Origin of the sequence: Phormidium sp. CCY1219 (assembly GCF_035615515.1) — a bacterium.
Lineage (GTDB): Bacteria > Cyanobacteriota > Cyanobacteriia > Cyanobacteriales > Laspinemataceae > CCY1219.
Genome location: NZ_JAJENT010000354.1, coordinates 25409 through 38752 on the forward strand (window position 1 = coordinate 25409; position 13344 = coordinate 38752).

The window sequence follows — 13344 nt, forward strand, 5'->3', positions numbered from 1 at the left end:
TAGGGGCGCGATATAGCCTATCTTGGTAAAGTGACTAAGACGAACTCGCGAACCAGTTAGGAAAAGTCCGTGCTAGATATCAAGCAAATCCGGAAAAACCCAGAAGAAGTCCAGCAGCGCCTCAAGAAGCGCGGCGAAGGTTACGAATTGCAGCCGATATTGGATCTCGATCGCCAGCAGCGGGAATTAGAAACCGAGCGATCGCAGATGCAGGCGCGGAGTAACGAAATCGGCAAAGCGATCGGGCAAAAAATGAAATCGGGAAGCAAACCGCAAGACCCCGATATTCTGGCACTGAAAGAAGAAGGGAACCAACTCAAAACCCAACTCAGTGACCTCGAACCCAAAGAAAAACAACTCAAAGCGCAACTCGACGAATTACTCTTCGCCCTACCCAACTTACCCAGCATCTCCACTCCCGAGGGTAAAAGCGAAGACGACAACGTAGAAGTGCGTCGCTGGGGGGACGAATACCTGCCGAAAAATCCGGATATTCGCCCCCATTGGGAAATTGGCGAACAAATGGGAATTATCGATACCGAACGCGCGGTGAAAGTGGCGCGCAGTCGGTTTGTCAGTCTGGTGGGTGCCGGTGCAGCCTTAGAACGGGCCTTAATCAGCTTCATGCTCGACAAGCAAATCGAAGCCGGTTATCTGGAAGTGATGCCGCCGATTTTGATTAGTAGCGAATCCCTGCGCGGCACCGGGCAACTGCCGAAATTTGCCGAAGAGAGCTTCAAATGTCGCGACGATGACCTGTGGCTGACCCCCACGGCGGAGGTACCGGTGACGAATTTGTACCGGGATGAAATCCTCTCTACAGATGAGTTGCCGATTTACTATTGCGCCTATACCCCTTGTTTTCGCCGGGAAGCGGGAGCCTATGGCACGGATCAGCGCGGATTGATTCGATTGCATCAATTCAATAAAGTTGAATTGGTAAAATTCGTCCATCCCGATCGCTCCGAGTCGGAACATGAATCCCTGGTGAGAGATGCAGAAGCGATTTTGCAAGCCTTAAAGCTGCCATATCGAACCATCGAACTGTGTAGCGGCGACTTGGGTTTCTCGGCGCAGAAGTGCTATGACTTAGAGGTGTGGCTGCCCTCGTCGGGGCGGTATCGGGAGATTTCCAGTTGCTCGAATTTTGGGGAGTTTCAAGCCAGACGGGCCAATATTCGGTTTAAAGAACCGGGTAAGAAGGGGACGCAATATTTGCATACCTTGAATGGGTCTGGGTTGGCGATCGGGCGCACGATGGCGGCGATTTTGGAAAATTATCAACAAGCCGATGGTACGGTTCGCATTCCCGAGGTGTTGCAACCTTATCTGGGGAAAAAAGTGTTGTAACTTGACAAAGGGGAGGATTTGTGGTAAATAATTCCCTCGCCTGCTGGGAATCGGAGACAACCGAGGCGGCTTGAGCTTAAGATAAATAAAAATAGGTTAAAAACTGGCTCGAAGCAGTCAGCTAAACTTAAGCACGGAGTTTCACTGGGGTTTTTCATGTCAGTATTGGCAGCGATCGCGGTTCTGGGGGTTTTGATCTTCGTTCACGAACTCGGCCATTTCATGGCAGCTCGCTTGCAGGGCATCCATGTCAATCGCTTCTCGATTGGATTCGGACCGATTTTGTGGAAATATCAAGGCCCCTCAACCGAATATGCGCTTAGAGGTTTTCCCTTGGGCGGATTTGTCGGGTTCCCCGATGACGACCCCGACAGCGATATTCCTCCCGAAGACCCGAATTTGCTACGCAACCGCCCTATCCTGGATCGGGCGATCGTGATTAGCGCCGGGGTGATTGCAAATCTGATTTTTGCCTATGTGCTTCTCGTCGGGCAAGTGGCAACTGTAGGCGTTCAGGAATTTAACTACGAACCCGGGGTGTTGGTGGCCCAGGTGATGTCCGAGGATACGGCAGCTTATCGCGCCGGCATCAAGTCCGAGGATGTGATTCTGGCAGCCTCAGGTGAGGCATTGGGGGATTCTCGCCAAGCGGTGAAACGCCTGATGAAGGTGATTCAAAGCCATCCCAACCAACAACTCGATTTGCTGGTTGAGCGCGATGGCGAAGAAATTTCCCTGGATATCACCCCCCAACGCGCTGAAGATGGCAAAGGGATTATTGGCGTCCAACTCGCACCCAATGGCAATGTGATTCGCGATCGCGCCGATAGCATTCCCGACGCCTTTACCTCCGGAGCTTCTGAGTTCCAACGCATCGCCTTGTTAACCGCCCAAGGCTTCGGACAGTTAATTCGCAACTTTAGCGAAACCGCCGATAAAGTCTCCGGCCCGGTGGCGATCGTGGCGATCGGTGCCGATATCGCTAAGTCGGATGCCGCTAATTTGTTCCAGTTCGCCGCTTTAATTAGTATCAACTTGGCCATTATCAATATTTTGCCTTTACCCGCTTTAGATGGCGGTCAGTTGGCCTTTTTGCTCATCGAAGGCGTGCGCGGCAAACCTTTGCCCACCCACATCCAAGATGGCGTCATGCAAACCGGCTTGATGTTATTGTTGGGTCTCGGCATTTTCCTGATTATTCGCGATACCGCTCAACTCGATTGGGTACAACAATTGTTTGAATAATCGCGAATTAAACGGGGTGTAAAAACAGAAGAATTGAGAATTGAGAGTTGATTGATGCACTTCTTAATTCTTAATTCTTTTCTGTTTTTTTAGCACGGTGGCGAATCATCTTGCATACTTGCTAGAAGAGGCAAAGCCACCTTTCTTGCGTTCCCAGGCAGAGCCTAGAAACCACTAGGCAAAATGACCAATGACCAATGACAAATGACCAATGACCAATTATGAACATTACCCGGAAATGGGCGGTGACGAAGCAGCGATCGCTCGAATTGTTGATTCGCTTAAAGCGACTGTATCCCGAGGCAAAATGTACCCTGAATTACGAGACGCCAGTGCAGCTATTGGTGGCGACGATTCTTTCGGCGCAATGTACGGACGATCGCGTGAATAAAGTGACGCCAGAATTATTTCGGCGCTTTCCCGATGCGGCGGCGATCGCGGCGGCGGATATTGAAACCTTAGAAGAATTAATTCGCTCTACGGGATTTTATCGCAATAAAGCCAAAAACATCCAACGGGCCTGTCGGGCGATCGTAGAAAAACACAAAGGTCAGGTACCCAAACGGATGGAATTGCTGTTGGAATTACCGGGAGTGGCGAGAAAAACGGCTAATGTGGTGTTGGCGAATGCCTATGGTATCAATCAAGGGGTGACGGTGGATACCCACGTCAAGCGACTGTCGCAACGATTGGGGTTGACCGAAAACACCGATCCGGTGAAAATCGAGCGGGATTTAATCCGACTGTTACCGCAACAAGATTGGGAAAATTGGTCGATTCGATTGATTTATCACGGGCGGGCGGTATGTACGGCGAAAAAACCCGCTTGCGATCGCTGCGAATTGAGCGATTTATGTCCGGCGGCGCAGATTCCGGTAGAAAATGCGATCGCCGCCGAACAAAACTAGGGCCTCGATTCAGTGGCGGCGGATGTTTCCCACACAAAAGGCGATCGCCTCCTTTCCACTCGGATAAAAGGCTTTTTTAAGTACCACACAGTCGCAGTTTTGTCAACCATTGGGGAAAAAATAGCGGAAAAAAATCAGCCGGATGGTAGCGATCGGCAAAAATTGCCGGGAATTTTTGGGAGATTAACCGATCGCACGGCTACATTCATCCCCTAATATCCGCTAGAATGGAAGATGCTGTCTTTTTTTAGAGATAAAACTCCCACATGGCAAAGAAAAGCATGATCGAGCGCGAAAAGAAGCGCCAAAAGCTGGTTGATAAGTACGCCGCCAAGCGCCAAGAATTAAAAGAACAGTTTGATGCGGCCACGGATCCCGAGGAAAAACTGGAGATCCACCGCAAATTGCAACAACTGCCCCGCAACAGCGCCCGCAATCGCCTGACCAACCGTTGCTGGTTGACCGGACGTCCGAGAGGATACTATCGCGATTTCGGTTTGTGTCGCAATGCGCTGCGGGATATGGCGCACAAAGGGCTGTTACCCGGTGTCGTAAAATCGAGCTGGTAAAAAAGATGGTCGATTTTGGATTTTAGATAGATCGGGGGGTTGAACCCCCAAATCTAAAATCCGTGGGTAGGGAAACTAAGCGCCGCCGCAGCAGCGGTCGATTCCCAAGCTGTCGAGCAGCAGATCGCTGACAGCATTGGCGATCGCGAATTCGCCATAGAAGCTCTTAGAAAAGTCAAATGACTGCATTTCGGTGACGATGGCAATCACCAGAGAGCCTAAGTCATTTTCCCCTTCCATGCGTTGTCGCACGAAGATTTGAGCCGCTCTTTCGGCAATATGGGCGTTGACTGGCTCTGGGATAAATTCGCGATCGAGCCAATCGTGCAAGGATTTTTTCAACCATTGACCCTCTTGCAAAGCATTCTCCGCCGGGGGCAAAACGATCGGTTTGATAGGTTCACTCATCGCCAAAGAAATTTCCTGTAATAGTTTCAGATCTTATGCCCTTGCCAGTTTCCTAGCCGGGTTTAGTGGGATATTTTATTTGAAGGAGTCACCCAGACTTTGCCCGAGTTAGGCGAAACAGACAATGCCTTAACCTGGCACGGGGGGTTTCGCGCGCTCAAGCGCAGGCAAAGAGACTCTCGGCAATACTCCCCATTTTAAGGGTGTTTGCCATAGGAATGGGGTTATATCATTGCCGATCGCCCCTCAAAGTTAGGCGCGATCGGCAATGAACCCCTCCCGCACCAGGGACAGTGCCTGATTCCTTTCCCCCCCTGACCCTTTCCGCTTCACTTCATTTTGCCTCTGTGATTCATGGAATTTGATATTCCTTCAATTATTCAAGGATATGCGAAAGGCTATTTTTTAATGGCCAATGACGGAGACGATAGTCTCGGTTGGTATTCCAGTCGCCAGCGGGCGCTGATTCCCCTCGACGATCGCTTTCGCTACCCGAAATCCCTGCGGCGCGTGCTGAATCAAAACCGATTTCAGGTAGCGGTGAACCGCGATTTTGTCGGGGTGGTGGAAGGTTGCGCCGATCGCAAAACCACCTGGATTTCCCCGACGTTAAAAAAAATTTACTGGGAGCTTTACCAAACCGGTTGGGCCTATAGTTTTGAAACCTGGCAAGGCGATACCCTCGCAGGCGGCATTCTCGGCATCGCGATCGGCGGTGCTTTTATCGGCGAATCGATGTTTTTCCGCATCCCCGAAGGGTCGAAAGTGGCAATGGTTCTGCTGGTGGAAAGACTGCGCGATCGCGGGTTTATCCTGTTTGACGCCCAAATGAATAACCCCCATCTAGAACGCTTCGGGGCCTACACTATCCGAGAACGAGACTATAAAATCTTGCTGCAAAAAGCGTTGGCTCGCCCTTGTTCTTTACTCTAACCCCGGTCAGCACCTCCAGCCTACCCCCTTGCTTTCGCCCCTAACCCACTTTGCGCTCTGTCACCAGGGTGAGGCTCATCCAGTCTCCTTTATCGCTGTAGCGCCGAATTAAGCGCTGGCGATGGTTGGGTGCAATTAACCAGCCGGCTTCGAGAAAGAAAGGTTCCCGGAGTTTGGCGGTGAGGGGGAAGGTGGCGGAAGCGCCATCGGGAAGCAGCAAGACGCGGGTGGGTTGGGAACCTTGGTGGAATTCCAGGCTGTTTCCCGAAAGTTTGCCCTGGGAGGCGATCGCGCCGGCATCCGGACCGTTACCGAAGGTTATCTGTTGCTCGATGGTGTCGCGATCGCGTTGCTGTAGGTGCAAGGTGGTGGGAAAAAACTCTGGGTTGCGCCAATCGGGATAAAGGGTGCAAGCTTCCCCCTCCCAGGTTCCCAGCAGGGAGTCCAGGGTTAGGGGCGGGTTTTCCCCTGCATTGGATCCCGCGCGCCATTCGCGGATTAAGGTGAATCTGTCGGGATGACCTTCCGGTGCGAACAGCAGCACCAGTCGCATTCGGCGATCGCCACTGACAAAGCCGAATTCTGCGCCAAAGGTGGAAAAGGGCGATCGCTGGATCGACCCTTGGGAAAATGCCCCATTCTCGAAAAACCGCACATCTCGGCCAAAAGACTGATATTCGCGCACCATTTCATCTTGCGGCGCATCTGTGGTGGGATTGGCACCGGGTGCAAAGCGACGCAGGGTCAGACGCGCTCGGCGATCGTTGTCTAAGCCTGACAAAATTAACAAACTCGGTCTATCTTCCATTTGCTCTCCGGTGGGGGAAAGCTGGGTAAACGAGCCTTGCCAATGCCCGAGATTGTTCAGAAAATTTTCCCATTGAGTAGCCATTGGTGACGCGCTCCTTTTTCCCTGCATCGGTGTCAAGCAACCAGGGTTTTATTGTAGTGTATAAAGGGGAATTTTTTGGGCAGGGTTGCGTCCCCTGGGGGGAGGTGAAGGGATGGCGATGGAAGTCCGGGCGATCGCCGCAAAACCGATTGGATGCCACGATATTTTTTTTGGCTTTTGATTGGGTGGCACAGAAATGATATAATATTTTTTTTCGCCAATCAAAAATTCAAGGGAGGGTGGGATTGTCCAGAAGGTTAATGGTTTTCAATTTACTCGCTTTTGAATCGCGATCGATGAAAATTAACAACTGATAAGGGTTGAAAATCGTCTAGACTAAAGCCAAAGTGGTGAAGTCGTTGATTTATCCGTAGGTGAGATTTCCATGACAAGCACGAATCGAGTCGGGAACGCGCGAGTGCCTCGCAGGGAGCTAGTCCCCATCGGTGCCGGTAAAACGGCGATCGCGCCAGTGTCGCTCACCGCGCTGTGCGCGAGAATCGGCTGGCGCTCTACTCTGATGTTGGCAACCTTGCTGCTCTCCGTCGGGACCGCAACCGCCCAAGAACCCACACCCCCACCCGCCCCCAGACCCCTCGTTCCTCCCACTGCTTCCCCCTCCCCGGATGCACCCTCCCCGGATGCACCGGCGGCGGATAATGTCACTCCCTCCCCCGCGCCGACGGCGGAACCCTCTCCGGAAGCCACCCCTGACGAACCGGTGTCGGTGGAGTCGGTAGAAGAAGCCGCAGACTCGGAAGTGGTGCAGCCAATTGGAGAGGCAGAACCAGTTCCTATCGATCCGTTGGTTCAACAGCAGATTCAATCGGAAGTGGATCGCGCCTTTAGCCGCCTGAGCGTGTTATTGATTGCCCTGGTGGTGTTTCCGGTAGGTGCCGCCCTGGTGATTTGGCTGTTCCGCAAGAGCGTGGCGAACCAAGTGATGCAGGAGGTGAAAGCGCAACTGGGCAAGGAAGTCCCCCCATCCGTTCCCCCACAAACCGGCGGTGGTTTGGTGAAAAGCGATGCCGCTGATGGGATGCCACCCACACTCCCGGAGAAAAAGGATAGTACGGCGCAGTTAAACGAGCTAATTTCGATGGCCCTGGCGACTCAGAATTTGATTGCTGAAGCTCGCTCGACCCTGGAAGATTCCATGCAAATGCAGGATAAAATGGAGGAGCCATTTAACGAGATTTTTGGCATTTATGTCAAGCAAGGAAATGAGCTTTTTCGGGAAGGAAAATACGAGGAATCTATCGAAATTTACGAAAAGGCAACCGAGATTAATCCGGAATGCTATGAAGCGTTTTTAGGTCAAGGGGTTGCGTTTACAAAATTAGACCGATATGATGAGGCGATCGCGGCGTATAATAAGGCAATACGAGTGAATTCCGACAAAGCCGATGCCTGGTACGGCAAGGCTCGCTGTTATGCTTTTAAAGAGGATCTCGATCTGGTGATTGATAATCTCAAACAAGCCATTAATCTCAATCCGGAAATCAGGGAAATGGCACAACATGAATCTGATTTTAATCAACTTCGCGAAACCGAAGAGTTCGACCAATTGATGCGATCGTAATTCCACCCCCAAGGGACAAGCGGCAGGGGTAAACAGCACATTTAAAGCGCGGGTGCGTTAGACGTGAGTCATAACGCACCTTATCTGTTTTCGAGGGTAGTGCAAAGGGTGATATTGTACCACCCTCTGCCATGTCCAAGCCTTTTCAATGGCGGGAGGTCGAGATGAGAACGCTTCTGCTCAAAGTTTGGCCAACAATGGGTTCAGATTTGAATCCCTTCGCCTCGCGATCGCAATATCCAAATGGGTCCTGGATGCCGCTCGTACTCGATTGCCAATTGCCAATTGTAGAAAAAATCGGTTTGCGAAGAAAATCGAAAATCTAAAATTCAATACGATATGGTGTTATAAGTCATCTGCGCGATCGAAAACGAAGCTTTCCATGACCTCAGCACATTCAATTCCCAAGCACAAAAAAGCCAAAGCGCTAAAATCCTCTAGTCCTCGCCCTGCCAAAGAACTCTGCAGCGAGTGTGGGCTTTGCGATACCTATTACATCCATTATGTCAAAGAAGCCTGTGCCTTTCTGAATCAACAAATTGCCGAACTCGAACAACAGGCACATGGGGGAAGTCGAAATCTAGATTCCGAAGACGATTTGTACTTTGGCGTGCATCAAAACATGATGGCGGCGCGCAAAAAACAGCCGATTCCCGGGGCGCAATGGACCGGAATCGTGAGTACGATCGCCTGCGAAATGCTCGAACGCGGCATTGTGGAAGGAGTCGTCTGCGTGCAAAACACGAAAGAAGACCGATTTCAACCTATGCCGATCGTGGCGCGCACCCCAGAAGAAGTGCTGGCGGCGCGGGTGAACAAACCCACCCTGTCGCCAAATCTGTCGGTACTCGAACAAATCGAGCACTCGGGGATGAAGCGCCTGCTGGCGATCGGGGTGGGTTGTCAGATCCAAGCGTTGCGATCGGTGCAAGACAAACTCGGGTTAGAAAAACTCTACGTACTCGGCACCCCTTGCGTGGATAACGTCACCCGCGCCGGATTGCAGAAATTCCTGGAAACCACCAGCAAGTCTCCCGATACGGTGGTGCATTACGAATTCATGCAAGATTTTAAGGTGCATTTCAAGCACGAAGATGGTTCGGTGGAAAAGGTGCCCTTTTTTGGACTGAATACCAAAAAACTAAAAGATGTGTTTGCGCCCTCTTGTCTGAGTTGCTTCGATTACGTCAATTCCCTCGCCGATTTAGTAGTCGGTTACATGGGTGCGCCTTTTGGGTGGCAGTGGATCGTGGTTCGCAACGATACCGGGCAAGAAATGCTCGATTTGGTAATGGACAAGCTAGATACTGAGCCGGTGATGTCGCGCGGCGATCGCCATCAAGCGGTGCAACAGAGCATTCCCGCTTATGAAAAAGGCGTCACCCTGCCAATGTGGGCGGCGAAACTGATGGGAGTGGCGATCGAAAAAATTGGCCCGAAAGGGTTGGAATATGCCCGCTTTTCCATTGATTCTCACTTTACGCGCAATTATCTCTACGTGAAGCGGCATCATCCGGAAAAGCTAGAAGCGCATGTCCCGGAATTTGCCAAACGCATCGTCAGTCAATATAAATTGCCCGAAGTTTAGCCCTAGATGGGGGGTTCAATTCGATCGCCGCGATCGCTTCCCCTGGCTTTTTTGAATCCATCGAGAACGCCAGGGGATCTTTCACCCCCAGCGATCGCCCCCCGCCTCATGCAAGGAGTTCCATCACGCCTCTGGTTCGCCCTTAATCTCTAATCCGGAGGAATCGGCGCAAAAAGGATTCCTCCCAGTCAAGCGCCCTGGGTTTACACAGGCATGATTTTAATCCCGTGCTTTAATTCGCCATCCACCTATGGGGAGAGAATTAACAAAACCTGACCTCAAATACCACCCAGAGGCATTGACAAAAAACCAAGTTTGTGCATTTAGCCTCCCTCCCTGGGGCAGCAAACCAAGAACTGCACCCCAGCGATCGCGGTACCTTCGTCAGGATACTGCCCCAAAAGTGGGGTAGACAACCATTGCCAAGCCGTGGGTTCGATCGCCTCGGAAAAAAGGGCAACATCCCACAGGGCTGCTGTAAGCGACAAAGGCAATAGATTTGGGGTAGATAAACCCATTAAGCTAACTCTAGTGCGGACAATTTAAAACCCCAAGCAAAATGCAAACCGGCTCAAATCACAGAAAACGCAGTGGATTTGCACGCTTGATAGCTTATATTGCTAGCCACCTTTTGCAGTAACACTCACTTGCTATCGAGAATGCACACACAGCAATTGTCCCAAATAAAACGCTTTATTAGGGTGCTTTTACAGAAAATGATGGAGCTGTAGTGTGAAATAAAAACCGAAAAATAACAAATACCAATTGAAAAAATAAATATTATAAATTAAGCCCTAAGGCTTACCAATGACGATTCGCCTCTTTATAAAATAAAGTTATTTCTGTACCCAAAATTGTTATGAAAAAGTAAAAATTAATCTGTGGGAGGATTCCTCCGTGCAGAAAATATCTTACAATAAATGTATCTATAGCAGGAGACAGATGCGATGAAAATAGCAGAATTTCAGAAACGATATAAAGAAGGAGAAAGGAACTTTCGCAACCTAGATTTATCTGGGGTGAAAAGCTCATGGCTCACCATCCGTGACGTGGATCTCAGTGGTGCGAACTTCAGCGACAGCAAACTGTGTTCGGCAATTTTCACCGGCTCGATTCTGAAAGGAGCGAACCTGGCGCGGGTGAAATTGCGAGGGGCAGATTTGCGAAAAACCGACTTGCGAGAGTCGAATATGAGTGAAGCGGACTTAACGCGCGCGGATTTAATTGATACGAACTTAAAACAAGCTAATTTAAGCGGTGCTAATCTCAACGAAGTGACTTTCGATCGCGTCGAACTGCAAGAAGCGAACTTGAGCAACGCCAATTTGAGCGGACTCAGCCTCAACGGCGTTAACTTACAAGGATCGAATTTGAGCGGCGCTAACATTGATGGCGTTACGTTTCAGGAAGCGAATTTAGTGGGTGCGTCCTTAATTGGATTGGATTTGAGCAATGTTAATTTTAGTGGAGCGGATTTGAGAGGAGCCAACCTGATCGATACCAACCTGTCTGAAGCCAAACTGTATGGAGCCAATTTAAGTGGGGCGACACTGACCACCGCCCAGTTAGGACAGGCGAAACTCAATGGCGCAATTCTCGATGGAGCCGATCTGCGCGACGCAAATCTGAATGAAGCGGAAGTGAATTGGGTAAATCTGCGCCAAGCCAATCTGGGCAATGCGACGTTTGAGGGAGCCTGTTTGAATCAGGCGAATCTGACCGGCGCGAAAGTGGAAGAAGCAAAACTGTGTCAGAGCGAGTTAGACGAAGCGATCGTGCCAGAGGGGATGAGTTGTGAATGATTCATCCAGAGCGTAGGTGGATAGAATCAGGGGATGCGATCGCGCATGTGATGACGAGTCGCGGATTTGCGCGATCGCCCCTACGCTTCAATCCTTCCCCCCCAATCGGATAAACGCACTGCTGTGTGCAAAATCCAAGGATGGCGATACACTAAATCCTAAAACGCAGCGATCGCGATTGATGCCACGGGAACGTCCTCTCCATTTTCCGCTGAATCTCAAGCATTAACCTTCAGGAAAAAAGACAAGATTCCCCGCAACAAAAGTCCTGTGCGCTTTTATCCTAAACAATAGTGTCACAAGTTGTCCTTCGTGGTGCGTTCCCTCGGGATAGAGAGTCTGATGAAACACAAGCAACAATTGCCCGCGATCGGCTGGCGAGAGTGGATCTCGCTTCCCGAACTCGGGATTGAAAAAATTAAAGCTAAAATCGACACGGGTGCGCGTTCATCCGCCATTCACGCTTTTGATATCGAAACCTTTTCCCATTCAGGAAAATCGATGGTTCGCTTCAAAGTTCATCCCTATCAGCGCGATACCCTAAAAACCGTGACCGCCGTTGCTCAACTGTTAGATCGCAGAGAAGTTCGCAATTCTGGAGGTCATGCTGAATTGAGATTGGCGATTCTCACCCCGGTGGAACTCGACGGAAACCGATGGCCCATTGAACTAACTTTAACCAATCGGGATGTCATGGGATTCCGAATGTTGCTGGGTCGTCAGGCAGTGCGTCGGCGCTTTCTCGTCGATCCAGGTCACTCGTTTTTACACACTCATCAATAACTCCGCATCGCTGGTAATATCAACACAAAACAGGAGTATCCCGAATTATGAAAATCGCCATTTTATCCCAGAAACCTTCACTGTATTCCACCCGACGGTTGAAGGAAGCCGGGGAACAGCGCGGTCATCAGATGAAAGTGATTGATTACCTGCGCTGTTACATGAATATTACCTCCCATCGCCCCACGGTTGTATATCAGGGGAAGCAATTAGAAGATTTCGATGCGGTGATTCCGAGAATTGCGGCGTCTAAAACCTTTTATGGCACCGCTGTGGTGCGACAATTTGAAATCATGGGCGTATTCTCGGCAAATGAATCTCAGGCGATTTCGCGATCGCGCGATAAGCTGCGCTGTCTGCAATTGTTGGCGCGAGAAGGAATTGGTTTGCCGGTCACGGGATTTGCCAATTCCACCAAAGATATTGACGGATTGATTCATATTGTCGGAGGCACTCCTTTGGTGATCAAACTGCTAGAAGGCACCCAAGGAATCGGCGTGGTTCTGGCAGAAACCGAGCAAGCTGCAACTTCGGTGATCGAAGCATTTCGCGGTTTGGATGCCAATATTTTGGTGCAGGAATTTATTAAAGAAGCCGATGGCGCGGATATTCGCTGTTTTGTGGTGGGTGAAAAGGTGGTGGCGTCGATGAAACGCCAGGGTGCACCAGGAGAGTTTCGCTCGAATCTGCATCGCGGCGGTACGGCACAGAAAATCAAGTTAACGCCGGAGGAACGTTCTACTGCTGTCAGGGCAGCAAAAACAATGGGATTGAAAGTGGCTGGGGTGGATATTTTGCGATCGAATCACGGTCCGGTGGTGATGGAAGTGAATTCTTCTCCGGGTTTGGAGGGCATTGAAGCAGCAACGAATGTGGATGTAGCCGGCAAAATTATCGATTTTGTGGATAAAAATGCGGCAAAGGGCAAAACCCGCGATCGCATTCAATATTAATCTCTTTTGACTCGATTCGTTGGGGATTTTAGGCGATCGTCGCGCCGGATAATGGGTTGTCCCCACCGCCACGATCGCGATCGCCCATAAGGTGGTAAAGGGGGCACTCTCCCGGCAAATCGTCACTGTTGCATAAAGACCACGGAATGGCAATTGTGCTTCGCAAAATTTCCAATGATTTTCCGGCTCAGGTAGCACAGAATGGCGATCGTGTGGTATGATGGTTGGTGAAGCTTGCAGGGTCAGGCAGGGCTGTTAAGCAATTTACGCATTGCATTTATGCCCTGCCTGCACCTATAGTTTCATCTTACCCGATTCCCCTTTTTTTTGT

The 13344-nt window shown here is 50.5% G+C and carries 14 protein-coding genes; 10 read left to right on the top strand and 4 right to left on the bottom strand.

What is annotated here, in order from left to right; genetic code table 11:
- Nucleotides 1-69 precede the first annotated feature (69 nt).
- The 4 genes from serS to rpsN all read left to right on the top strand — a co-directional run bounded on the left by serS (nucleotide 70) and on the right by rpsN (nucleotide 4072).
- Entirely contained in the window at nucleotides 70-1350 is a 1281-nt protein-coding gene (gene serS, locus LKK83_RS06475; protein WP_324630147.1) for a serine--tRNA ligase, read from the top strand.
- Between the two features lie 156 nt (nucleotides 1351-1506).
- The gene (gene rseP, locus LKK83_RS06480; RefSeq protein ID WP_324630148.1) at nucleotides 1507-2595 is read left to right on the top strand and encodes an RIP metalloprotease RseP; all 1089 of its coding nucleotides are present in this window, start codon (nucleotides 1507-1509) and stop codon (nucleotides 2593-2595) included.
- A gap of 221 nt (nucleotides 2596-2816) precedes the next feature.
- Nucleotides 2817-3503 (top strand): endonuclease III, encoded by a 687-nt coding sequence (gene nth / locus LKK83_RS06485; protein WP_324630149.1) that lies wholly within the window; start codon nucleotides 2817-2819, stop codon nucleotides 3501-3503.
- A gap of 266 nt (nucleotides 3504-3769) precedes the next feature.
- Nucleotides 3770-4072, top strand: a complete 303-nt coding sequence (rpsN, locus tag LKK83_RS06490; RefSeq protein ID WP_324630150.1) for a 30S ribosomal protein S14 — start codon at nucleotides 3770-3772, stop codon at nucleotides 4070-4072.
- A 75-nt stretch (nucleotides 4073-4147) separates the two neighbouring features.
- Here the strand turns inward: rpsN and LKK83_RS06495 are convergent, their stop codons facing one another.
- Nucleotides 4148-4480 carry a hypothetical protein gene (locus LKK83_RS06495; RefSeq protein ID WP_324630151.1) on the bottom strand — a complete coding sequence of 111 codons (333 nt, stop codon included), beginning with the start codon at nucleotides 4478-4480 and terminating at the stop codon, nucleotides 4148-4150.
- 354 nt (nucleotides 4481-4834) lie between these two features.
- On the opposite strand from LKK83_RS06495, the gene aat reads away from it, so the two are divergent.
- Nucleotides 4835-5413, top strand: a complete 579-nt coding sequence (aat, locus tag LKK83_RS06500) for a leucyl/phenylalanyl-tRNA--protein transferase (RefSeq protein ID WP_324630152.1) — start codon at nucleotides 4835-4837, stop codon at nucleotides 5411-5413.
- A gap of 40 nt (nucleotides 5414-5453) precedes the next feature.
- Here aat and LKK83_RS06505 read toward each other — a convergent pair whose 3' ends face one another.
- Complete coding sequence (locus tag LKK83_RS06505; RefSeq protein WP_324630153.1) at nucleotides 5454-6305, bottom strand: DUF3598 family protein; 852 nt, start codon at nucleotides 6303-6305, stop codon at nucleotides 5454-5456.
- Nucleotides 6306-6690: 385 nt separating this feature from the next.
- Here LKK83_RS06505 and LKK83_RS06510 point away from each other — a divergent pair, with 385 nt between their 5' ends.
- Both LKK83_RS06510 and LKK83_RS06515 read left to right on the top strand, forming a co-directional pair.
- Entirely contained in the window at nucleotides 6691-7887 is a 1197-nt protein-coding gene (locus LKK83_RS06510; RefSeq protein ID WP_324630154.1) for a tetratricopeptide repeat protein, read from the top strand.
- A 382-nt stretch (nucleotides 7888-8269) separates the two neighbouring features.
- Entirely contained in the window at nucleotides 8270-9475 is a 1206-nt protein-coding gene (locus tag LKK83_RS06515; protein WP_324630155.1) for a Coenzyme F420 hydrogenase/dehydrogenase, beta subunit C-terminal domain, read from the top strand.
- A gap of 323 nt (nucleotides 9476-9798) precedes the next feature.
- On the opposite strand, the gene LKK83_RS06520 is transcribed toward LKK83_RS06515, so the two are convergent.
- On the bottom strand, nucleotides 9799-9993 hold the full coding sequence (locus LKK83_RS06520) for a hypothetical protein (RefSeq protein ID WP_324630156.1): 195 nt from the start codon (nucleotides 9991-9993) through the stop codon (nucleotides 9799-9801).
- Nucleotides 9994-10422: 429 nt separating this feature from the next.
- Here LKK83_RS06520 and LKK83_RS06525 point away from each other — a divergent pair, with 429 nt between their 5' ends.
- The 3 genes from LKK83_RS06525 to rimK all read left to right on the top strand — a co-directional run bounded on the left by LKK83_RS06525 (nucleotide 10423) and on the right by rimK (nucleotide 13013).
- Nucleotides 10423-11277: a pentapeptide repeat-containing protein gene (locus LKK83_RS06525; RefSeq protein ID WP_324630157.1), complete on the top strand. Its 855-nt coding sequence runs from the start codon at nucleotides 10423-10425 to the stop codon at nucleotides 11275-11277.
- A gap of 342 nt (nucleotides 11278-11619) precedes the next feature.
- Nucleotides 11620-12060 (top strand): ATP-dependent zinc protease family protein, encoded by a 441-nt coding sequence (locus LKK83_RS06530; RefSeq protein ID WP_324630159.1) that lies wholly within the window; start codon nucleotides 11620-11622, stop codon nucleotides 12058-12060.
- Nucleotides 12061-12107: 47 nt separating this feature from the next.
- Entirely contained in the window at nucleotides 12108-13013 is a 906-nt protein-coding gene (gene rimK / locus LKK83_RS06535; protein ID WP_324630160.1) for a 30S ribosomal protein S6--L-glutamate ligase, read from the top strand.
- 28 nt (nucleotides 13014-13041) lie between these two features.
- On the opposite strand, the gene LKK83_RS06540 is transcribed toward rimK, so the two are convergent.
- On the bottom strand, nucleotides 13042-13188 hold the full coding sequence (locus LKK83_RS06540) for a hypothetical protein (RefSeq protein ID WP_324630161.1): 147 nt from the start codon (nucleotides 13186-13188) through the stop codon (nucleotides 13042-13044).
- Nucleotides 13189-13344 lie beyond the last annotated feature (156 nt).

Excerpts from the sequence above, each read along its gene's own strand:
- rseP (WP_324630148.1), top strand. The coding sequence starts at position 1,507 with ATGTCAGTATTGGCAGCGATCGCGGTTCTGGGGGTTTTGATCTTCGTT.
- nth (WP_324630149.1), top strand. The coding sequence starts at position 2,817 with ATGAACATTACCCGGAAATGGGCGGTGACGAAGCAGCGATCGCTCGAA.
- rpsN (WP_324630150.1), top strand. The coding sequence starts at position 3,770 with ATGGCAAAGAAAAGCATGATCGAGCGCGAAAAGAAGCGCCAAAAGCTG.
- LKK83_RS06495 (WP_324630151.1), bottom strand. The coding sequence starts at position 4,480 with ATGAGTGAACCTATCAAACCGATCGTTTTGCCCCCGGCGGAGAATGCT.
- aat (WP_324630152.1), top strand. The coding sequence starts at position 4,835 with ATGGAATTTGATATTCCTTCAATTATTCAAGGATATGCGAAAGGCTAT.
- LKK83_RS06505 (WP_324630153.1), bottom strand. The coding sequence starts at position 6,305 with ATGGCTACTCAATGGGAAAATTTTCTGAACAATCTCGGGCATTGGCAA.
- LKK83_RS06510 (WP_324630154.1), top strand. The coding sequence starts at position 6,691 with ATGACAAGCACGAATCGAGTCGGGAACGCGCGAGTGCCTCGCAGGGAG.
- LKK83_RS06515 (WP_324630155.1), top strand. The coding sequence starts at position 8,270 with ATGACCTCAGCACATTCAATTCCCAAGCACAAAAAAGCCAAAGCGCTA.
- LKK83_RS06520 (WP_324630156.1), bottom strand. The coding sequence starts at position 9,993 with ATGGGTTTATCTACCCCAAATCTATTGCCTTTGTCGCTTACAGCAGCC.
- LKK83_RS06525 (WP_324630157.1), top strand. The coding sequence starts at position 10,423 with ATGAAAATAGCAGAATTTCAGAAACGATATAAAGAAGGAGAAAGGAAC.
- LKK83_RS06530 (WP_324630159.1), top strand. The coding sequence starts at position 11,620 with ATGAAACACAAGCAACAATTGCCCGCGATCGGCTGGCGAGAGTGGATC.
- rimK (WP_324630160.1), top strand. The coding sequence starts at position 12,108 with ATGAAAATCGCCATTTTATCCCAGAAACCTTCACTGTATTCCACCCGA.